The 21,978-nt window shown below is 40.1% G+C and carries 19 protein-coding genes; 8 read left to right on the forward strand and 11 right to left on the reverse strand.

The window, feature by feature from the left end:
* Nucleotides 1-3: 3 nt before the first annotated feature.
* Entirely contained in the window at nucleotides 4-744 is a 741-nt protein-coding gene (locus AC3WTB_RS14005; RefSeq protein ID WP_268464189.1) for a thioesterase II family protein, read from the forward strand.
* 37 nt (nucleotides 745-781) lie between these two features.
* Here the strand turns inward: AC3WTB_RS14005 and AC3WTB_RS14010 are convergent, their stop codons facing one another.
* Complete coding sequence (locus tag AC3WTB_RS14010) at nucleotides 782-1,696, reverse strand: DMT family transporter (RefSeq protein ID WP_492333863.1); 915 nt, start codon at nucleotides 1,694-1,696, stop codon at nucleotides 782-784.
* Between the two features lie 129 nt (nucleotides 1,697-1,825).
* On the opposite strand from AC3WTB_RS14010, the gene AC3WTB_RS14015 reads away from it, so the two are divergent.
* Entirely contained in the window at nucleotides 1,826-3,163 is a 1,338-nt protein-coding gene (locus AC3WTB_RS14015) for an aminotransferase-like domain-containing protein (protein ID WP_197202844.1), read from the forward strand.
* On the opposite strand, the gene AC3WTB_RS14020 is transcribed toward AC3WTB_RS14015, so the two are convergent.
* The 3 genes from AC3WTB_RS14020 to AC3WTB_RS14030 form a co-directional block, all read right to left on the reverse strand.
* Nucleotides 3,160-3,852 carry a 4'-phosphopantetheinyl transferase family protein gene (locus tag AC3WTB_RS14020; protein ID WP_197202843.1) on the reverse strand — a complete coding sequence of 231 codons (693 nt, stop codon included), beginning with the start codon at nucleotides 3,850-3,852 and terminating at the stop codon, nucleotides 3,160-3,162. The two genes, AC3WTB_RS14015 and AC3WTB_RS14020, sit on opposite strands and share 4 nt — an antisense overlap.
* A 94-nt stretch (nucleotides 3,853-3,946) precedes the next feature.
* Nucleotides 3,947-4,537 (reverse strand): hypothetical protein, encoded by a 591-nt coding sequence (locus AC3WTB_RS14025; protein ID WP_492333864.1) that lies wholly within the window; start codon nucleotides 4,535-4,537, stop codon nucleotides 3,947-3,949.
* Nucleotides 4,538-4,621: 84 nt separating this feature from the next.
* On the reverse strand, nucleotides 4,622-5,266 hold the full coding sequence (locus AC3WTB_RS14030; RefSeq protein WP_041089049.1) for a YczE/YyaS/YitT family protein: 645 nt from the start codon (nucleotides 5,264-5,266) through the stop codon (nucleotides 4,622-4,624).
* 534 nt (nucleotides 5,267-5,800) lie between these two features.
* Between AC3WTB_RS14030 and AC3WTB_RS14035 the strand changes: the two genes are divergently transcribed.
* The 3 genes from AC3WTB_RS14035 to AC3WTB_RS14045 all read left to right on the forward strand — a co-directional run bounded on the left by AC3WTB_RS14035 (nucleotide 5,801) and on the right by AC3WTB_RS14045 (nucleotide 10,811).
* On the forward strand, nucleotides 5,801-9,865 hold the full coding sequence (locus AC3WTB_RS14035; protein ID WP_492333865.1) for an isopeptide-forming domain-containing fimbrial protein: 4,065 nt from the start codon (nucleotides 5,801-5,803) through the stop codon (nucleotides 9,863-9,865).
* Nucleotides 9,866-9,871: 6 nt separating this feature from the next.
* Nucleotides 9,872-10,432, forward strand: coding sequence for a class D sortase, LPxTATN-specific (gene srtD / locus AC3WTB_RS14040; protein ID WP_144494698.1), 561 nt, complete (start codon nucleotides 9,872-9,874; stop codon nucleotides 10,430-10,432).
* 94 nt (nucleotides 10,433-10,526) lie between these two features.
* Nucleotides 10,527-10,811, forward strand: coding sequence for an AbrB/MazE/SpoVT family DNA-binding domain-containing protein (locus AC3WTB_RS14045; protein ID WP_039176465.1), 285 nt, complete (start codon nucleotides 10,527-10,529; stop codon nucleotides 10,809-10,811).
* A gap of 40 nt (nucleotides 10,812-10,851) precedes the next feature.
* Here AC3WTB_RS14045 and AC3WTB_RS14050 read toward each other — a convergent pair whose 3' ends face one another.
* From AC3WTB_RS14050 to tcyA, 3 genes are read right to left on the reverse strand one after another with little or no spacing between them, the layout of a single operon-like run.
* On the reverse strand, nucleotides 10,852-11,595 hold the full coding sequence (locus AC3WTB_RS14050) for an amino acid ABC transporter ATP-binding protein (protein WP_041089051.1): 744 nt from the start codon (nucleotides 11,593-11,595) through the stop codon (nucleotides 10,852-10,854).
* A gap of 12 nt (nucleotides 11,596-11,607) precedes the next feature.
* Nucleotides 11,608-12,300, reverse strand: a complete 693-nt coding sequence (locus AC3WTB_RS14055) for an amino acid ABC transporter permease (protein WP_024424286.1) — start codon at nucleotides 12,298-12,300, stop codon at nucleotides 11,608-11,610.
* Nucleotides 12,287-13,102: a cystine ABC transporter substrate-binding lipoprotein TcyA gene (gene tcyA / locus AC3WTB_RS14060; RefSeq protein ID WP_039176473.1), complete on the reverse strand. Its 816-nt coding sequence runs from the start codon at nucleotides 13,100-13,102 to the stop codon at nucleotides 12,287-12,289. The genes AC3WTB_RS14055 and tcyA overlap by 14 nt, the downstream gene beginning before the upstream one ends.
* A gap of 314 nt (nucleotides 13,103-13,416) precedes the next feature.
* Here tcyA and AC3WTB_RS14065 point away from each other — a divergent pair, with 314 nt between their 5' ends.
* Nucleotides 13,417-14,850 carry an amino acid permease gene (locus AC3WTB_RS14065; protein WP_039176475.1) on the forward strand — a complete coding sequence of 478 codons (1,434 nt, stop codon included), beginning with the start codon at nucleotides 13,417-13,419 and terminating at the stop codon, nucleotides 14,848-14,850.
* Nucleotides 14,851-14,993: 143 nt separating this feature from the next.
* Here AC3WTB_RS14065 and AC3WTB_RS14070 read toward each other — a convergent pair whose 3' ends face one another.
* The 4 genes from AC3WTB_RS14070 to AC3WTB_RS14085 all read right to left on the reverse strand — a co-directional run bounded on the left by AC3WTB_RS14070 (nucleotide 14,994) and on the right by AC3WTB_RS14085 (nucleotide 19,292).
* Nucleotides 14,994-16,547, reverse strand: a complete 1,554-nt coding sequence (locus AC3WTB_RS14070; RefSeq protein WP_064498666.1) for an MFS transporter — start codon at nucleotides 16,545-16,547, stop codon at nucleotides 14,994-14,996.
* A gap of 84 nt (nucleotides 16,548-16,631) precedes the next feature.
* On the reverse strand, nucleotides 16,632-17,486 hold the full coding sequence (locus AC3WTB_RS14075) for an SDR family oxidoreductase (RefSeq protein ID WP_126682201.1): 855 nt from the start codon (nucleotides 17,484-17,486) through the stop codon (nucleotides 16,632-16,634).
* A gap of 23 nt (nucleotides 17,487-17,509) precedes the next feature.
* Nucleotides 17,510-18,577, reverse strand: coding sequence for a mannonate dehydratase (gene uxuA, locus AC3WTB_RS14080; RefSeq protein ID WP_039176484.1), 1,068 nt, complete (start codon nucleotides 18,575-18,577; stop codon nucleotides 17,510-17,512).
* Nucleotides 18,578-18,614: 37 nt separating this feature from the next.
* Complete coding sequence (locus AC3WTB_RS14085; protein ID WP_039176486.1) at nucleotides 18,615-19,292, reverse strand: GntR family transcriptional regulator; 678 nt, start codon at nucleotides 19,290-19,292, stop codon at nucleotides 18,615-18,617.
* A 355-nt stretch (nucleotides 19,293-19,647) separates the two neighbouring features.
* Here AC3WTB_RS14085 and AC3WTB_RS14090 point away from each other — a divergent pair, with 355 nt between their 5' ends.
* Entirely contained in the window at nucleotides 19,648-20,814 is a 1,167-nt protein-coding gene (locus AC3WTB_RS14090) for a Gfo/Idh/MocA family protein (protein ID WP_151284003.1), read from the forward strand.
* Between the two features lie 58 nt (nucleotides 20,815-20,872).
* Nucleotides 20,873-21,970 carry a Gfo/Idh/MocA family protein gene (locus AC3WTB_RS14095; RefSeq protein WP_492333866.1) on the forward strand — a complete coding sequence of 366 codons (1,098 nt, stop codon included), beginning with the start codon at nucleotides 20,873-20,875 and terminating at the stop codon, nucleotides 21,968-21,970.
* Nucleotides 21,971-21,978: the final 8 nt, after the last annotated feature.

Below are 21,978 nucleotides of genomic sequence, written 5' to 3' on the forward strand. Positions count from 1 at the left end.
CGTATGAATCAGTTATTTAAAACCTTTGAAAAAAAATCAGATCTCATTCAGCTTATATGTTTTCCTTTTGCCGGCGGATATTCCGCCTCATACCGTCCACTCTTTGAACAGCTAAAAGACATGGCCGAAGTCACAGCAGCAGAGCCTCCAGGGCACGGCACCAATCTCATGCCGCTTGAATCAAGCATTGACAGGCTGGCAGAGCTGTATAAAGAAGGACTCACGGACAAATTGAACCGTCCATTTATTCTGTTCGGACATTCAATGGGCGGACTTGTGGTTTACAGACTAACCCAGCTGCTAGAAAAAGAAGGGATCTATCCGGCAGCAGCGGTGATCTCAGCCATTCAGCCCCCGCAAACAAAACGACAGATGCTGACGCATTTATCCAATGACGCATTTGTGCAGCATATTGCCGAAATGGGAGGGATTCCAAAGGAATTACTAGAAAACAAACCAATGATGGATTACTTTACACCATCCTTGCGTGCAGACTACAGGGCACTAGAAACCTTTCAGCACACAGATCAATCGATCATCGACACACCTGTTTATTTATTCAATGGAAAACAAGATGAGAAATGCATGCAGGATGCAAGCGGCTGGCTAAAATGGGCAAAAACCATCGAACGCACCGATTTCGATGGAGGCCACATGTACATCAACACACATCCCGAGCCATTTGCAGAGCAGATGAGACATGTGATTGAACTTGCAGCCAAGCAGCAATTGATCAGACATTAAAAAAGAAAGCGGCTCTCTTTAAAGAGGCCGCTTTTTCTTATGAATGCTGTTTCTTTACCACATTCCCGCCAATCACCCCGCCAATGACCAGCACCCCTCCGAGGAAATGATACCAATCAATCGTTTCGTGTAAAATGAGAACCCCGGCGGCGACTGTGATAAACGCGGATAAATTATTAAAGATGCTGACCTTTGCCGCTTCTAGGTGCGAGAGTGCATAGTTTGATAAATACGCCGTGAGAAGCGATGAAAGAATACCTAAAAAGAGCATCGACCATACAAAGGATGCATCTGTAAATGGACTGAAAAACTCCGGCAATGAGCCATTGGTCGAATGCCGGATAAGCGCAGCGGCATTGAAAAAGACAAAGCCAAAGAAGGTCATCACAAAGGTGAGTTCGATCACATGGAATCGTTTTGTAATCACTCTAGCAAACACACTATATGCACTGGATGACAAGGCTGAAAGTAAAATCAGCACATAGCCGATGAAGTGAGAATGCTGGACATCAATTCCCTTCATGACAAAGAGAAGCATCACCCCGCACACAGAAAGAAGGGTAAACAGCACTTGTATCCATGTCGCACGTTCCTTTAAAAACCAGGCTGCCAGCAGCATCGTCAAAATGGGAATCGTTGCTTGAATGATGCCAGCCTCTGAAGAAGATGTATACATCAATCCCCACACTTGAAAAGCAAAGAACAAAACAGGATAAAGCAAGGAAAACGGTACGATATAAATGAGATCACGCCATTGAATGGATATGCGATTCTTCTTTCGTAAAAATGGATACAGCAATAGAGCGGCTGAAAAAGAAACAGTAAAGCGGTGTGCCAATAAATCGATTGGGTTTGCTGATTCTAATGCTATTTTGACAAACAAAAAGGAAAAACCAATGATAGAGGCGTATGCGATCGCAGCAGCATACGCTTTTTGTTTTGAAATATTCATAACGTGACTCCTTACATGAGCATGCATGCTTCAAATGAATTGACCGGTTCTGTTTTCTATCGTAATCGGAACATCTAACGTGTACAATAAGAGAACATAATATCTGTACCGGTACAAGGAGGAAAAGGCGTGAGGAAATATGATCAGCTTGTCTTGAGTTTAAAAGAAAAAATGGATTCAGGGGAGTACAGCGCTGGAATGAAAATTCCCTCCATTCGCCACTTAGCGGCTCAATATGCAGTGAGTAAAAGCACTGTCATCAAAGCGCTAGACACATTGGAGCGTGAACATCTGCTGTATTCTGTAGAAAGAAGCGGCTATTATGTCGTGAAAACGAAGCAATCAGTTGGTAAGCAGGATGGCACATGGATTGATTTTGCTTCCTCTGCACCTGATCCCGTGGTGTTTCCGTATGTCGATTTTCAGCACTGCATCAATCAAGCGATCGATTTGTATCAAAACGACTTATTTATTTACGGCACAGCCAACGGCTTACCATCCCTGCTGCCAGTCATTTCAAAGCGATTAATGGATTATCAAGTGTTTGCTCATCCAGAACAGATCGTCATGACCTCTGGCATACAGCTCGCTTTATCCATTTTAAGCACCATCCCTTTTCCGAATGGAAAACAAACCATACTAGTCGAACAGCCGGGTTATCACTTATATCTCCAATATTTAGAGAAAAATCAATTGCCTGTGCGCGGAATTCAGAGGACGGAAAAAGGGATCGATCTGATCGAATTAGAGCGTATCTTTCGAGAAGAGGAGATTCGTTTTTTCTATACGATGCCACGATTTCAAAACCCGCTTGGAACGAGTTTATCAAAGCAAGAAAAAAGAGCGATAGCAGCCCTTGCCGAGAAATATGATGTCTACATTGTTGAGGATGATTATATAGCAGATTTAGAATTCGACACAAAAAGAGACCCTATTTATTCATTCGATCAGGCAGGAAAGGTTATTTATTTGAAAAGCTTTTCGAAAATCATCTTTCCAGGGCTTCGAACAGGAGCGGTCGTCTTACCTGAAGAACTGATTACTCCTTTTAGCGAACACAAACGGCTCATTGATATCGACAGCTCCATGCTGTCTCAGGCAGCTTTAGAAATATATTTAAAAAGCGGGATGTTTGAGCGGCATAGAGACAGAATGCGGGCGAGCTATCGAAATCGCTCCAAGCAGCTCGTAGCAAGTTTAAAAAATGATCAGGGCGCTTATCAGCTGGGAGAACAGGAGCCGGCTACCCATACACATGTACGTGTCGACCGGTCGATTCCCATGAACCAGCTCATTCAGCAGCTGAAAAAGGCATCTGTTTCCATTCAGCCAATTGACCGCCATTACCTGAAGGCCTATCAAAAGGACCCGATTTTTCAGCTAAACATCTGGCAGGTGAAAGAAGAGCAGATCACACGCGGAGTCGATCTATTAAAGACGGTATTTCAGCAAATCACGCGTTATTAAAGGCGGGACAGTACATCACTGCAAGTGAGTCTCTCAACGCTATCAGCCGCAGCAGGCTTTCGTGTGCATACCGCCATTTGGTAGGCAGGATCAATTGAATATGTTTGAACAAAGCAAGGCGTTTCATGATCAGGTAATGTCAACGCAGCCTGTCCATCCTCTGAAAGACGGGCTGTAAAGGACGAAAGACCATAGGATAATCCTTTTCCAGTCAGTTTGATAAAGGCCTCCTTCATTGACCATAGATGAAAGAAATAGGCTTCCTGCCGCTCTGCCGGTTGTGAGAGTAAATCCTGATACTCATCCGCTGAAAAAAATCGCTTGGCAATCGCCAGATCAATAGGTTTGATTTCCTCAATATCAATGCCAACAGGTGCATCATCTACTGCGCAAACGACCCAATCGCCAGAATGAGAAAGATTAAAATGAAAAGAAGGAAGCTGCCGAACAACAGGCTTGCCATTGCCCTCAGTTTCAAAAACGATCTGATCCATAGGCAGATCGTACATAACATGTATCGTTTGACGAACCAGCACCTCACCTAACAAGGTTCTTCTGGCATCGATCAAAAAACGAAAGCGATCAGCCGCTACACGCTTTTCAGATGACACAAAGAGCTTCAAACGCTCTATTTGTTGTTGTGCATTGATTTCATCTAAGTGTTGTAATTGGATAGCAAATATCTTCATAACGAACCTCTAATTTTTTACATTCATTGTACCATTGGAGAGTGACGTGCAAAAGGGTCCATTAATGTAAAAAAGACAGCGAGCCTCGCTGCTTTTATGTCTGTTTCATAATGTGTACACCATTCGGATCAATTGTCTCCATTTTATCAATATCCGTCATGACCACGTCAAGCAGGGAAAGGCGTTCTCCTCTTTGCCAGTGAATGAGCTGATTCAAAGGTGATAGCAGCTGATCCACTTTAGGTGTCTGTGACAAATCAGGAATAGCAATTGTCATAGCATGCAGCGCATCGTTTCCAGTTTCAATGACATCTGTACGCCGCTGTAATTCAAGCCTTAAACGAAGAGGTGTCGAAAGAAACGTTCTCCGTTCCCCTTTTTGGACAGGCCAGTTTAATTCTTTAGCTTGTGCAAGCAGCTGATCATATTCTTCGTTTGAGACAAGAAAGCCGATGTGATCAAACAAGACTTTTTTACTATATCCGAATGTAATATTGATCTGGCCTTTTCTCATTTCGATGATTCGAAAGGTCGGCTGCTTATCTCTAAAATCATCCCATGTGAGCGGGGGATGAAAGGAACCATCCTTTGTGAAACGTCCTTTTACCTCAAAGCCCAGCGAACGATACGCTTGTTCTGTCTCTTCAACAAATGGTGTCCAGTAATGATAGTGGAAAAGCTGCATGAGATCTCCAACTCCTATGTGTGAATATTCTGTTTTTTTATTTTAACACAAGAAAAGCCATTCTGATTATAGAATGGCTTGTTCTCATCTAGTAAGGGTTTGAACAGGTTTCTCTGCTGTTTTTGTAATGAGCAGCTGCAGGAGTCGTGTCGATTGCGGCAAGGAAAAACGAAGGACAAGACCTGTGAAGATCGCAGTCAAAATCGTTCCAATGCCAATCGGTCCGCCGAGCATCCATGCAAATAAAAGCACTGTTAACTCAATGCCATTTCGAACCCACTGTACGTTCAGTCCCGTTTTCGCTGAGATGAGCAGCATTAATGAATCCCTTGGCCCAGCGCCAAGATTGGCTGAGACATAAATGCCAACACCGTATCCAGAAACTACAACACCTGTAATAAATACATATAAAGCCGGTAAATACCCATGTGGTGCAGGTAATATCGCATTAAAGAAATCAATAAACACACCAATCAGCACCATATTCAGTAAAGCGCCGATCTTTGGAAATGATTTCGTGAAAATAGAAGTCAGTGTCACAATAAGTGCACCAATGATAATGGACCATTGTCCAATTGTGAGTCCAAAATGCTGAAACAGTCCGTAGTGGAAAGCGTCCCAAGGACCAATCCCAAGGATCTTCCCTTTCACTGTCAGCGATAGTCCAAAAGCTAGTACGATCAATCCAACAAAATAAAAAAACCAACGTAAAAGATGTTCCCGCTTCAAAAGCATTCCCTTCTTTCTTAAACACTCGATTTCCATCGTAACATACTCTCATCCCCCTTTAAATGGCTTTGCTCAATTGTAATCGCTTACTCCAAAAAGAATTTTTTTGATTCGTAAAGGTCAAAACATCAAAACAAACAGCAAGACTTTCGAATTGTTTTTTTTACCAAACCAAGCCATTAATTACCTCGTTTTAAAAGAAAAAGAAAAAAATTCAATATAATTTGACAAAAAAATAATCTAAACCAATTAAAGAATAATTATCTTTAGATAGAAGAGATTGTATGTAAACTGTGTCATTAGACCTGTTGGAAAATACGGAGGTTTACGATAAAAAAAGATCATTTTATTGGAAAAAACATATGCAAATCAAACGCTGAGAGGCACCTGTTACTAAAGGTCTATTTTTGTCGAAATTAGTCATTTGGTCATGTTGTTACTTTTGAAATGTTACTGATATTCTTTACCAAAGTGTGGGAGGTGAACTGGTACATACCATTACGATATAAAGCAAGAAAAAGGGGAGGTCAAAAAATGAATATATTGAAAAGAACAAGTCAGTTATTTCTTATATTGGTGCTGATTGCTGGAAACTTATTAACGGTCTCACCAGCTGTGACGAAAGCCGCGGGGACGGTTGTTGTGAACAATACGGATTCTTATATTATTGGGAGTAGACCGCTGGTTCTTCAGCAGCTTGATGGAAATAATCCAACAAACGTAAAAGCTAGTGTACAGGTGAAAGGAATCGCTGTAGGTGCAGTGAATGGTGTAGCTGTAAGTGATCGAGAAAATGTTGTATATGCAACTGCAAATGCAACTTCAAATACCGCTAGCCCTATACTATATAAAATAAATGCGACCTCAGGGCAAGCAGAGAGCGTAACCTCATTACCTGAAGGTGCTACTAATGCCGTTGTGTATCAAGATAAATATATATATTCTTATGCTTCTAATGGTGAGTATTTCCTTGGAACGTACGATTTAGTTACGGGTAAAAAAACAGCAAAAAAAATCGTAGGCTATGACATTGGGTCTGGTGTTGGCGGAGACCTTGTCGTTGATAAGGACGGTTATCTTTGGTTCGCATCAAATGGCAGTGGGGCCATTGCGCAAATGAACCCTAATACAGCAGAGGTCATTCGTGTCATTCCAATTAAAAATGCGGATGGTAAAACGATTGACGGAGGCGTTCGGGGAATAAGCTTTTTGCCAAATGGACAAATGCTATTACAGTCAGGATTAAATGATTCTATTGGTCATTCCACTCTTTTTACACTTGATGCGAAAACATTAAGTACAACATATATGGGTACTGTAGGTGATTCATTATCTTACGACCTAGCTTCTCGTGTAAAACCAGAATTTGATCCATATCCGCCAGAGCTTGAATCGGAAAAATCAGTTGTCTTACAGAAAAAAGCAGAGGGCAACACGGATGAGAAGCATCCAGAAGTAGGCGATACCCTTCTTTATACAATTAGAGCCAAAAATACAGTACAATACGGCATTCTTAAAAATCTAATCATTTCAGATCAGCTTCCAAGCAGTTTAAGCTATGTTGCAGGCTCACTTAAGGTAGATGGTGCCAGTGTCACAGATGCAAAAGATCAAGACAAAGGTGATTATACAAACGGCACTGTTGCAGGACAAATAGGTGACGTGAAAGATACCAATTGGCACACCGTGACATTTGAAGCGACAGTAGGAAAAGGTCAGGCAGGCAAGGATATTAAAAATACTGCCAATGTAAAAGGGGAGAACACACCACCAGGCAATCCAACAACAGATATAGAAATCTATCCTCGAGATCCAAAGCTTGAATCAGAAAAATCAGCGGTCTTGCAGAAAAAAGCAGAGGGCAACACAGATGAGAAGCATCCAGAAGTAGGCGACACATTGCTTTATACCATCCAAGCCCGTAATGCTGTTGAAGATAGCTTCATTGAAGATCTTGTCATTTCTGATAATTTACCTCAAGGATTATCATATGTACCAAATTCACTTCAGGTAGATGGAAATCCAGTCACGGATACAAAAGATGATGACAACGGCGATATAACAGATGGAACTGTTACTGGAACGTTCGGTGAAGTGAAAGATGCGAAATGGCATACAGTGACGTTCGAAGTGACGGTTAACAAAGGCCAGGCAGGCAAAGACATTCAAAATACAGCGAGTGTCACAGGCGGTAACACACCACCAGAGAAACCGACAACAAAAACAGAAATCTATCCTCGTGACCCGAAGCTAACGTCAGAAAAATCAGCCGTCTTACAGAAAAAAGCAGAAGGTAACACAGATGAGAAGCATCCAGAGGTTGGTGACACTCTTCTTTATACAATTAAAACAAAGAATACGAAAGAAGACAGTCTCGTTGAAAACTTAGTGATCTCAGATGAACTGCCGGAAGGATTGGCGTATGTACCGAATTCACTACAGGTGGATGGAGATATAGTCACAGACGCAAAGGATGACGATAACGGAGACTTTACAAACGGAGCCATTTCAGGACAATTTGGCGACATTAAGGATACAGATTGGCATACGGTGACGTTTGAAGTGACGGTTGAAAAAGGACAATCAGGCAAAGACATTCAAAATACAGCCAATGTCACAGGGGGCAACACACCACCAGAGAAACCGACAACAAAAACAGAAATCTATCCGCGAGATCCAAAGCTTGAATCAGAAAAATCAGCGGTCTTGCAGAAAAAAGCAGAAGGTAACAAAGATGAGAAACATCCAGAAGTAGGCGATACCCTTCTTTATACGATTAAAACAAAGAATACGATAGAAGACAGTTTGATTAAAGATTTAGTCATTTCAGATCAATTACCAAAAGGACTGAAGTATGTCACTGGATCCCTGCAAATTGATGGAGAATCCGTCACGGACGTAAAAGACGATGATAGCGGAGACTACACAGATGGAAAGGTTACAGGATCTTTTGGTGATGTGAAGGATACGGACTGGCACAACGTGACGTTTGAAGTAACAGTTGAAAAGGGACAGGCTGGTCAAGACATTCAAAACACAGCTAGCGTCACAGGCGAAAACACACCGCCAGAAGAGCCAACAACAGAAACAAAAATTTACCCTCGTGACCCAAAACTAACATCAGAAAAATCAGCGGGCATTCAGAAAAAGGCAGAGGGCAACACAGATAAAAAGACACCACAGGTCGGCGATACCCTTCTTTATACGATCAAAACAAAGAATCTTGAAGAAGACAGCATCGTCAACAATCTCGTGATTTCTGATGAACTACCAGAAGGTCTTGAATATGTCGAAGGTTCACTAAAAGTGGATGGACAAGCCGCGACAGATGCAAAAGATGACGACAACGGAGACTACACAAAAGGCACAGTAACCGGTCAATTTGGCGTTATCAAAGATACAGACTGGCATACAGTGACCTTTGAAGCGAAAGTCGCAAAAGGCCAATCAGGTAAAAGCATTCAAAACACAGCGAAAGTAACAGGCGAAAACACGCCGCCAGAAGAGCCAACAACAGAAACAAAAATTGATCCAAGAGATCCAAAGCTTGAATCAGAAAAAACATCTGAAATCTCTCAAAAAGCAAAAGGCAATACAGACGAAAAACAAGTACAGGCAGGCGACACGCTTCTTTACACCATCAAAACAAAAAATAGTGTAGAAGACAGTGTCATCAAAGATCTAGTCATCGCAGATAAACTACCAGAAGGTCTTGAATATGTCGTAGGGTCACTAAAAGTGGATGGACAAGCCGCGACAGATGTAAAAGATGACGACAATGGAGACTACACAAAAGGCACAGTAACCGGTCAATTTGGCGATATCAAAGATACGGACTGGCATACAGTGACTTTTGAAGCGAAAGTCGCAAAAGGCCATTCAGGTAAAAGTATTCAAAACACAGCGAAAGTAACAGGCGAAAACACGCCGCCAGAAGAGCCAACAACAGAAACAAAAATTGATCCAAGAGATCCAAAGCTTGAATCAGAAAAAACATCTGAAATCTCTCAAAAAGCAGAAGGCAATACAGATGAAAAACAAGTACAGGCAGGCGACACGCTCCTTTACACCATCAAAACAAAAAATAGTGTAGAAGATAGTGTCATCCAAGATCTAGTCATCGCAGATAAACTACCAGAAGGTCTTCAATATGTCGAAGGGTCACTAAAAGTGGATGGACAAGCCGCGACAGATGCAAAAGATGACGACAATGGAGACTACACAAAAGGCACAGTAACCGGTCAATTTGGCGATATCAAAGATACCAAATGGCATACAGTCACATTTGAGGCGAAGGTTTCCAAAGGATCTGAAGGGAAAACCATTCAAAATATTGCAGTCGTAAGTGGTGAGAATGTAGACGATCCAGATAACCCTGAAAACTCAACAACTGTAGAACCACCGCATAAGCCAGAGGTGCCAGCAAATCCAGATACGCCTACTAATCCAGATACGCCTTCTAGTTCAGAAACGGAGACACCTGGTCATCATCTTCCGAATACTGCAACTGCGATGTACAACCTTTTACTAGCAGGTTTTGCACTCGTATTAATAGGTGCAGCTCTTATCGTCTGGAACAGAAGAAAAAGAAACGGATAACCGGTCATGTTTCAAAAATTCATCTCAGCGATATTGATCATAGCAGGGCTTTGTCTTGCGATTGTAGGATATTTGAATATCGTTGATGGACAAAAAGAAGTAGGTCAGTCATTTCAGTCTGCACAAGCAGCCATTCAGCAAAAGGGGAAAGCAGATTCCCCTTTTGCGCCGCAGACTGGTGAAGCGATTGGGCTTTTGCACATCCCAAAGCTAAAAGCTGAGTTACCGATTGTAGAAGGAACAGATGCAGATGATTTAGCAAAAGGCGTTGGTCACTTTCACGAGAGTTATTTTCCAAACGAGCACGGACAAATCGTTCTATCAGGGCATCGTGATACGGTGTTTAGACGAACAGGAGAACTTGTGAAGGGAGATCAATTGATTATCGAGCTTTCATATGGACGTTTTGCCTATGAAATCGAGAAAACAAAGATAGTGAAGAAAGATGATCAAACAATTATTACGTTACAACAGGAAAAGGAAGAACTTATCCTCACCACATGTTACCCTTTTTCCTATATTGGTCCTGCACCAAACAGATACATCATATATGGGAAGCGTATTTAGTCACTGGAACAGCCTGCAGATTAACCGATTTGATCGCTTAATCCCTTCATAAAGAGGGAATCATCTATATGTAGAGATGCAGGAGGGGGTCAATTTGTTAAATAACGATTATGTTAAATATATAGATAAGTTTGGGAGAATTGTTCTTCCGACAGAGATGAGAAAACGGTTGAACATTCATCCGCAAGATTTTATGGAGATTTACAGAGAAGAAGATCAAATTGTGATGAAGCCGTATTGGCAGGACAAACCTTGTATCGTAACAGGGCAAGTGACGTGTTCCAATAAGGTGCTATCCGGCGGTGTGGTCATCAGTCCAGAGGGAGCGAGACTACTCCTGCAAGATTTATTGGCGCTTCGCCTGCAAAAAGAGATATAAAAAAAGGCTGTCCTCATCACGTGAGAACAGCCTTTTTTCATCATACTGGATTCAAAATCCGGTTTAAGAATTGTTTTGTTCGTTCTTCCTTTGGTCGTTTGAAGATTTCTTCCGGAGGACCTTGTTCGACAATGACGCCGCCATCAATGAAAATCACTTCGTCTGCTACTTCTTGGGCAAACTTGATTTCATGTGTGACAACCGCCATGGTCCAGCCTTCTTTCGCTAGATCCTTCATGACCTTTAAAACTTCCCCGACAAGCTCAGGGTCAAGCGCAGAGGTTGGTTCATCAAAAAGCATAAGCTCTGGCTGAATGGCAAGTGCACGGGCAATGCCGACACGCTGCTTTTGACCGCCTGAGAGCTGAAATGGATACAGGTCTTTTTTATCCTCAAGACCGACCTTTTGCAGGAGCTGAATGGCTTCTTTTCGAACCATTTCCTTTGGACGGCGCTGCACCTGAACAGGACCTTCCATTACATTTTCAAGCACTGTACGGTGAGGAAACAGGTGATAATCTTGAAACACCATTCCTGATTTCCGGCGTAGCTTCAGCAGATCAGCTGATTTATTTTTTTTCGAAAAATCAATCGAGAAATCATCGAAGGTAAAGGAGCCGCCATTTGGTATTTCAAGTGCATTTAAACAGCGAAGCATCGTTGTTTTCCCAGAACCAGATGGACCGAGAATGGCCACAACCTGCCCTTTGTTGATCGAAAAATCAATCGACTTTAAAATCTCATTTTCACCAAAGGATTTCTTTAAGCCTTTGACTGTTAGCATGTCGTTCCCTCCTTACCTTGCGACATATCGATCAAGTCGTTTTTCAATTTGATGCTGAACGAGCGATAGAATGAAGCAGAATACCCAATAGATGAGGGCTGCTTCCATATAAATAAACAAGATCTGATCCAAGTTCGCCGCAGCAATCTCCTGTGATTTACGGAACATCTCTGCCACGAGAATCTGGGAGGCAAGGGATGTGTCCTTCACCAAGCTAATGAATGAATTAGACAGCGGTGGAATCGATACACGCACAGCCTGCGGTAAAATCACGCGGACGAGCGTTTTGCGATGTGTCATCCCAATGGAATAACCTGCTTCCCATTGTCCTTTTGGAACAGACAGGACGGATGCACGGATAATTTCCGACGCATACGCACCTACGTTTAAAGAAAAAGCAATAATGGCACTTGGATATGGATCCAGTGTGATATTAAATGTCGGAAAGAAATAGAAAATAATAAACAATTGCACAAAAAGCGGCGTTCCGCGAACGGCCGACACATAGATGGAGAAAATCCATCTGAGGGCTTTAATTTTAGACATTCTCGCAAGAGCTGTCACAAGCGCGATAAAAATACCAATAATAAAGGCAATGATGGCGAGGGGAATTGTATAATAAATCCCCTGCATCACCATTGGCCAAAAAGATTGCTGAAGAAGATCCCAAGGAATGACGACTCCTAGGATGTTATTTTGTAACATCTTCACCAAACCATTTCTTAGAAATCTTAGCGAGTGTACCGTCTTTTTTCATTTCTTTTAATGCGCCATTCACTTTGTCAACGACTTCGCCGCTGCCTTTTCTGAATGCGAAATAAGTTTCTTGAGGATCTCCTGTTTCAAATGCAACTTTTAGGTTTTTGTTACCGCTTGTTTTCAAGTAATTCAATACAGCCAATTTGTCATTGAACGTCAGATCAGCACGTCCTTGCTGAATCAATTGAATGGATTGCGCAAGACCTTCAACGCCTTCGATCTTAGCACCAGCATCTGTTGCTAGTTTGTTGTAGTTACTTGTTAACGATTGTGCTGCTTTTTTGCCTTTAACATCAGATAGTTTCTTGATGTCGTTATTATCTGATTTTGTCACAACAATAGCTTGAGATGTCGTGTATTTATCAGAGAAATCGTATTGATTTTCACGGCCAGTTTTCCCAACTTGGTTCGCTACCACGTCAAAACGTTTTGCATTCAGTCCAGCAAACATACTGTCCCATTGTGTTTCTTTGAATTCAGGTTTTAAGTCAAGGCGTTTTGCTACTTCAGTGATGACTTCTACATCGTAGCCAGTTAATTTATCTGTCTTTTTGTCATGGAAAGTGAAAGGAGCATAAGTACCCTCAGTTCCGATGGTTAATACACCTTTATCCTGAATGGATTTCCAAAGGTCTCCTGATTCCTTAGACCCAGATTGTTTATTCGCGTTGTCGCTTGCACCAGATCCACATGCCGTGATCAATGCAACACAAGCGCCTAAAATAATGGCAAAGAACATTTTTTTCATTTTATTCCCCACTTTTCTTGTTGGTATTTACAACATATGATCTTACAGAGAAGCAACCTAAAAGTAAAGCATTTGAAACTAGCTTGAGCGAATCTCACCAACTTTATGCCCGCAACCCATTTCTTTCAAACCTAAAAAGCCATTCAGTTTATTTGTGCGAACATTACTAAAATAAAGACTTTGAGACAGTGACCATAGAAGGAAGCATATTTATTATAAAAGATGTATAATTAGTAGGTTGTTTTGAAAATGGAATGAATCACATGGAGACATGTTTTGATAACAGAGCATCTTAGAAGAAGGAGGGCATCATTGTGGATGTTGGACAAAATCAGCCTGAACAATTGAAAAGGGCGATGACTTCCCGCCATTTATTTATGATTTCACTTGGCGGTGTCATTGGGACAGGCTTTTTCTTAGGAACGGGCTATACGATTGGACAAGCAGGGCCAGTCGGAGCTGTTCTTTCATATATTGTGGGCGGATTGATCATGTATTTAACCATGCTGTGTCTTGGGGAGCTGTCGGTTGCACTTCCTGTGTCGGGGTCGTTTCATACGTATGCGACGAAATTTGTCAGCCCGGCAGCGGGTTTTGCTGTCGGCTGGATTTATTGGCTCGGCTGGGCGGCAACGGTCGCCCTTGAGTTCTTATCAGCAGGACAGCTGATGAGGCGCTGGCTGCCGCAAGTAGATGTGTGGATTTGGTGTCTCATATTCGGACTCTGTCTTTTCTTATTAAATGCCCGGTCAGCAAAAGCGTTCGGGGAGTCGGAATTTTTCTTTTCTACCATTAAAATTATTGCAATTTTACTCTTTATTGGCGTAGGCGGAGCGGCGATGTTTGGGTTTATTGATACAACGAGCGGTGAACCCGCCCCTTACTTCAGCCATTTTGTGAATGATGGGCTGTTTCCAAATGGCCTGCTTGCCGTTGTGGTCACGATGATTACGGTGAATTTTTCGTTTCAGGGAACAGAGCTGATCGGTATTGCGGCAGGAGAAAGTGAAAACCCCGAGAAAACCGTTCCTCGTTCGATTCATCAAACCGTATGGCGTACACTTGTCTTTTTCGTCTTATCTATTTTCGTCTTAGCCGGTATGGTGCCTTGGAAGGAAGCCAGTGTGCTGCAAAGTCCATTTGTTACTGTGTTTGAGAGAACGGGCATTCCTTTTGCGGCAGACATCATGAACTTTGTCATTATTATTGCTTTATTATCTGTTGCGAACTCTGGCTTGTATGCATCGACGAGAATGCTGTATTCCTTATCGAAGGAAGGAATGGCAGGAAAAGCATTTAGACGCGTCAATCAGCGCGGCATACCGATGAATGCCTTACTGCTCACTTTCCTGTTTACAGGGATTTCGCTGTTATCCGGTTTTTTTGCAGAGAAAACGGTATTTGCCTGGATCGTGTCCATTGCCGGAATGAGTGCCCAGACAGGCTGGATCACGATTACATTATCACAGCTTCTTTTCCGTAGAAAATATTTGAAAGCAGGCGGAAAACTGGAAAACTTAAAATTTAAAACGCCTCTTTATCCGGTGCTGCCAATCATTGCGATTACACTGAATACCATCGTTTTGGTCAGCCTTGCCTTTGATCAAGAGCAGCGCATCGGGCTATATGTCGGCGTACCGCTCATGATCATTGGATATGTTGTCTACCATCGCTATGTGAAAAAGCATCAGGCACAAAGTGAGCCGCTGAAGCTGCAAATCCATGGAGATGATGAGATTCGGTTTTAAAATCAAAAAACACTAAATTTAAGAAATTTAAAAACACCTCTGATATCAATCTGAAGGTGTTTTTTTTTGAAGTGATTCTGGAACTTCTCATATCAATAGAAGTACTATTTAACTGAGCTGTAGTTCTCAACTAACAACAAAAGTTAGTTCATATCCTGCTGTTTAAAATCTTGTTGTTCAAAATTTTGGCGCTTATTCTGATATCCTACGTTATTATTACCCCAAAGCTTCTCGTAATCCCATCCTGTTAGCGCTTTCAAAACACTTCTTGTTTCATCATCAGCCTGTTCCATTGAACCATTATTCTTTAACCTATTAATTTCATTAATCATAATGGAATGAGTTTTCTTAGATAATTTAAATTTAAATGAAATAACTAAACTAATCCCGACTAGCCCTACAGTTCCGAAAAACAGAATACCTACAATCCCATTTATTGCTGTCGTAGACTGTGTCGTCGCACTTGCAACGAATCCACTTTCCTGTAAAATAACTCCTACCAAGAATGTGGCTAAAGCTGTAGTACTCTTGCGTGTAAAAGTCATAATACCTGCAAATATTCCTTCTCTTCTTTTACGAGTGACCATTTCATCTACATCAGGAATGAAAGTGTAAATATTCCATGGTATATAATATAATCCACTCTTTCCGATGCCTAAAATAACAGAGAAAGCATACAGCGCTATAATCATATAAGTTGGTTGTGTGAAGTATAAAAATATATAACCACTGATACATGTAATAATAGCAGTATAAGATATTTTCAAAGATGGCGCAGGACCTATTTTAATCACGAGCCAACCAAACAATATGGTACATACCATTTGAAGTAATGAACCAATAGATAATAAATCGGCTGCGAGCACTGCATCTTTATTTAAAGAAAACACAACAAAGTAGACAAAGACAGCGTTTAAAATATCCATGGCAGTAAACGAACAAATATACATCGTGAGGTGCTGACGGAAACTTCTAATTCTAAAAGTAGATGTTAAGTCAATGATGACTTTTTTTATGGATTCTATAGCAGGTACTTTTTCTACACCATCAGGTTCTATCATGTCTTCTTCTATTTTACGTTCCCATGTTGTTCTATGTGTAATTAATAATGCAGCCATAAAAATAAAGGTGAAGATAATTCCATTGTAAAGAAAAACTTGAGGTGAATCTTTTCCGAATATTTCGAATAATCTGCCTGGAATAAAGGTAGCTAAAAATGTTCCTAGTCCTGAGTAGATTAATCTTATTGTTGAGAGCTTGGTCCGTGCATTAAAATCATTCGTCATTTCAGCTCCAAGTGTTTCAAATGGAATTAATACCATTGCTGCAAGGAATTCTAACAAAATATAAACCGTTAAATAGTACCAGTAATTCATATCAGAAATCCAAAGAAGAGAATAAATAACCATCAAAGGGCTTCCAATTAGTAAAAAGAACCTGCGTCGTCCAAATTTTTTCCCAAGTTTTGTACGACCAAAATTGTCAGTGATATGGCCCATAATTGGGCTTGCTATCGCATCAATAATACGAGCAATTGCAATAATAGATCCTGCTTCAACAGGGGTAAGACCACAGTATGTAATAAAAAAATATAACATCCATGCGCCTATGATAGCGAATGCTCCCCCTCCAAATAAATCCATTGTTCCATAACCAATATAATTTTTGAGTGTTAGTTTCCTGTTCTCAGTCTGCATTCTTATTTCTCCTTTCCAAGCCTACTTATAAATTTAAAAAAACATATAAAATAAAGATGTATGACAAGGAAAAAAATAAAAATATTAAACACCTGAATACGCCATAAAACCTCCATCAACAGGAATGGTCACGCCGGTAACAAATGCTGACATATGATCATCAACAAGCCATAATAGGGTACCAAGAAGATCTTCTGGCGTACCAAACCTTCTCATTGGTGTGTTCGAAATAATCTTATGAGACCTCTCTGTATAATCTCCTTCTTCAGTTAGGAGAAGGTTTTTATTTTGTGAGGTTAAAAAGAAGCCCGGTGCTATGGCATTTACTCTAATTCCTGCCTCGGCCATATGAACAGCTAACCATTTGGTGAAATTTTCAATTGCTGCTTTTGCCGCGCTATAAGCAGGCACTTTGGTCATTGGAGAAGGGGCACTCATAGATGACATGTTGATGACAACTGCTCCCTTTCGATGAACCATATTTTTAGTGAAAATTTGTGTAGGAATAAAAGTCCCCATAAAATTTAAATCAAATACATTTTGTACACTATCTGTACTTAAATGAAAAAAAGTATTTACCTTAGGATTAGTAAGGTCTTCTGTTTGAAATATTTCATTGGTTGTATTTGCACTGGAGTGGTTACCACCAGCTCCATTTATCAATATTGTACAATTGCCTAATTCCTCTGTTACAATTTTCTCGGCTTGTTCAACACTCTCTTTATTCAGAACATCACATTTAATCGCAATCGCTTTCCCGCCCATAAGGTTAATTTCTTCGGCTACCTTTTCACCTTTTTCGACTGTTCTATTTAAAATGGCCACAGACACGCCATGTCTAGCAAGTTCCTTTGCCATGGCGCTGCAAAGTACTCCACTTCCTCCTGTTATGACAGCTACTTTACCAGCTAAATTTTTATTTTCTTGTATGTTTACCATGTAGCTTCCTCCTTTGCTTCTTTTCATACAGAATGTTTATTTTGTAAAGCATCCCAAGCTCCCCACAAATACATAATTCCAAGTGCTCTATCATAAAGACCATATCCAGGCCTGCATTGTTCATCCCATATGTGTCTTCCATGATCGGGTCTACAATAACCTTTGAATCCGCTTTCATAATAAGCGTGTATAATAGCTGAAACATCTACTGATCCATCTTTTGATCGATGCGATGTTTCAACAAAGTCCCCGTTATCATATACACGTACATTTCTTATATGAGTAAATGGGATTCTATCAATAAATTCGTGAATCATAGAAACTAAATCATTTTCTAAGTTTGCTCCTAAAGATCCTGTACAGAGCGTTATACAATGATGTGGGCTATTATTTAGTTGTAAAATTTTTCTGATGTTTTTTTGGTTAGTTACTATTCGCGGTAGACCAAAGACAGGCCAAGGTGGATCGTCAGGATGAATAGCCATTTTAATATCATGAAGTTCTGCAATTGGAATAACCTGATCTAAAAAATATTTCAAGTTGTCCCATAAATCATCGTCTGTTACATTTCTGTAGGCTTCAAAAAGGTGGTGGAGGTGATTTAACCGCTCTGGTTCCCAACCTGGCATGGTTAAACTGGAGTTCTCACTAATTTTATTTACTAAGTCTTTCGGATCAATATCTTTAATTCGACTATGTTCATAAAATAGAGCTGTAGAGCCATCAGGAAGTGTTTTATTTAAGTCTGTACGGATCCAATCAAATACAGGCATAAAGTTATAACATATGACTTTAACACCGACCTTTGCTAGCTTCTGAATTGTTTTCTTATAATTTTCTATGTATCGATCTCTAGTTGGAAGTCCGAGCTTAATGTCTTCATGAACATTCACGCTTTCAACCACTTCAATATGAAGGTTATGTTTATCAGCTAATTTTTTCATTTCTACAATTCTTTCTAGTGGCCACTCTTCTCCTGCGGGCACATCATGCAGTGCCCAAACAATTCCTTCCACTCCTGGAATCTGCTTTATTTGTTCCAGTGTGATTGTGTCGTTTCCTTCGCCAAACCATCTAAATGTCATCCTCATCTACCATCACCCCTAAAATATAAGTAACAACCTATTTTTATTTAAAATAATTTGGATATTCTTTCTTCAATAATTCTTTATCAACAAGTGCAATTTTCAAATGCTCTTCCATGATTGTTTCAGCTTTATCAGCATCTTGATCTTGTATAGCTTTGAAGATATTTACATGTTGAGAAAAAATATTATCCCAATTATAATCTGTTACTAGCCTTAACATGCGACTCCTATTAAAGTGTACATTCATCTGTTGAATAACTAACCATGTTTTTTCTTTTTTACACCGTTTGAAAATAGTTCTATGAAACTCCTCATCTAATTCAAACATTTTTTTATAATCTTTTTTCTTAACGCAAATTTTTTGCATACTTAAATTCATATCTAAATCATTAATCAACTCTTCAGAAGGTTCCTGACAGGCTAGTCTAATCACTGCCTTCTCGAGATGTTCTCGCATAAACCGTGCTTCCTCCACAAGGTTCAAATCAATTAAAGAAACAAATGTACCTCGTTGAGGGTAGATACTTAATAATCCTTCTTGAGATAATTTTAAAAAGCTTTCTCTTACAGGAGTTCGACTAACATTAAATTGAATGGATATTTCTTTTTCAGAAATATTTGTCCCAGGTGGAAGCTTCAGGCTTAATATTTGATCTTTTAGCATATTGTAAACTTGTTCCCTCGTAGAGAGGTTTTGGTTTTTAAAATCAATATTCATTATTCTAATCTCCTTTCTCTAACATACTACCATACAAGTGCATTAGAATGGTAGACACTAATTTAATTTTTCTGAATATTACCCTGTGAGCATTTATAACTCTTGATGATTCTAACTATGTAAGCCATGATCAATCATAAAAGTGAGGGATATTAAAAAGAAAATTCAAAAAACTATACAAAATTCAAAAAGATTGAGTTATAATGTTTTTGAGCTACCATACTAGTATAACTAGAATATTAATAGAACGAACGGTACTCTGATCTATCAGTTAGGTGAATCATTCAGTTTTTTGAAAGCGCTATCTCATTATTAGAAGTGAAAATTTATCTTCTTGCAGAAGGGAAAGATTGATATGACCAACATCGCAATTATAGGAACTGGATCTATTGCAACTGCCCATATCGAGGCTTATCTTGCAATGCCTGAAATCAGTAAAATTGTAGCTTTAGCTGATATTTATCCTGAAAAAGCAATGTCTGCAGCAACAAAATATAACCTAGAAGCACGAGTTGTCGCTAACTACCAAGAGTTATTGAATGATCCTACGATTGATGCCGTTTCCATTTGTACACCTCCTTATATGCACGCAACCATTGCCATCGATTTTCTTAAAGCAGGCAAACATGTCTTAGTAGAAAAACCTATGGCTTCTTCTCTAAAAGAATGTGACGAAATGATAAAAGCATCTATTGAAAGCCAAAAGCTTTTATCCGTTGTTGCTCAAAACAGGTTTATGACGCCCATTATGAGATTAAAACATGTCCTTGATCAAAACCTCATTGGAAAAATCGCTCATACTCAAGTTGATTCTTTTTGGTGGCGTGGTCATAGTTACTATGATTTATGGTGGCGCGGTACATGGGAAAAAGAAGGTGGAGGTTGTACACTTAATCATGCTGTCCATCATATTGATATGTTGCAATGGATGTTAGGATTGCCGACTGACATTTTTGCAGCAACTAGTAATACCTTGCATGATAATGCAGAGGTTGAAGACCTTTCGATTGCTGTACTTCGCTATGGAAATGGCAGCTTAGCACAAGTAACCAGTTCTGTTGTTCATCATGGAGAAGAACAACAATTGATTTTTCAAGGTGAAAAAGCTAGAGTATCTGTCCCATGGAAAGTAAATGCTCAAATAGCTAAAGAAAATGGGTTTCCTCAAGAGAAAAATGATGAGGATTTAGAAAATCGTATTCAGGAAGCTTTTAATCAATATCCGGAATTGCTATTTGAAGGGCATAAAGGACAAATAAATAATTTTTTAATGGCCATCAAGGGTAACCAGAAGCTTTTAATTGATGGAACAGAAGGAAGAAATACACTAGAACTTATTACAGCCATCTATAAATCTGCAAACCAAGGTGTTCATGTGAAGCTTCCTCTTTCAGCAGACGATCCTTTTTATACACGTGAAGGAATGCTTGCGAACGTTAAGCATTTTTATGAAAAACAAAGCAGTGTAGAAAATTTTTCAGACGATACGATAACCGTTGGAGGAAATTACGAGAAACTATGAGTCTAACGTTATTAAGTTATTAAAAATAAACTGGAAGCTTGCTAGAGGAGGAACAATCATGCAGAAAAGTGATGGAATGAATTATGCTCCTAAGGGAAAAAGTGCCCCTGTCGTTACAGAAGGACAATTCGTAATGGCAGCTATAGGTCTTGATCATGGACACATCTATGCAATGTGCAATGGATTAACTGAGGCTGGGGCTACATTAAAATGGGTGTATGATCATGATCAGAAAAAAGTACAAGAATTTTGTAAGGCTTATCCGGAGGTACAGGCAGCCAAAAGTGAGAAAGAAATTCTCGAAGATCCAGATGTAAGGCTCGTGGCAGGCGCAGCCATTACATCTAAACGCTGTGATTTAGGGCTGCGTGTTTTAGATCATGGTAAGCATTACTTTACGGATAAATCACCTTTTACAACGCTAGAACAATTGGAGCTTGCTCGTAAAAAAACAGCTGAAACGGGGCTTAAATGGGCTGTTTATTATAGTGAACGTTTGCACGTGGAAAGTGCCGTATTTGCTGGTCAACTGATTGAACAAGGAGCCATTGGAAAAGTGGTACAAGTTCTTGGAACTGGCCCACATCGTAGTAATGTAGAAAGCAGACCAAGCTGGTTTTTTGAAAAGGAGTATTATGGAGGTATTCTATGTGATATTGGTAGTCACCAAATTGAACAATTCCTTTACTATTCTGGCGCAAAAGATGCAAAAGTTGTACATAGTAAAGTGGGCAATTATAAACATCATCAATATCCAGAATTGGAAGACTTCGGCGATGCTACTTTGATTGCTGATAATGGGGCTACAAACTACTTTAGAGTAGACTGGCTGACTCCTGATGGCCTTAGCACTTGGGGGGATGGGCGCACATTTATTCTTGGAACAGAGGGGTATATTGAAATTCGCAAATACGTAGACATAGCAAGGGATAAAATAGGAGACCATTTATACTTAGTAAATCAACAGACAGAGCAACATTTTTCTCTAAATGGAGAAGTAGGATTCCCTTACTTTGGTGAACTTATTTTAGATTGTTTAAACGATACTGAAAATGCTATGACTCAAGAACATACTTTTAAAGCCGCAGAACTATGCTTAATTGCACAACGAGACGCAATCTATGTAAATACGGAGATTGAATTAAGTAAGATCTAAAAAAGTGA

This window comes from Bacillus sp. EB106-04-04-XG123 (assembly GCF_058791855.1).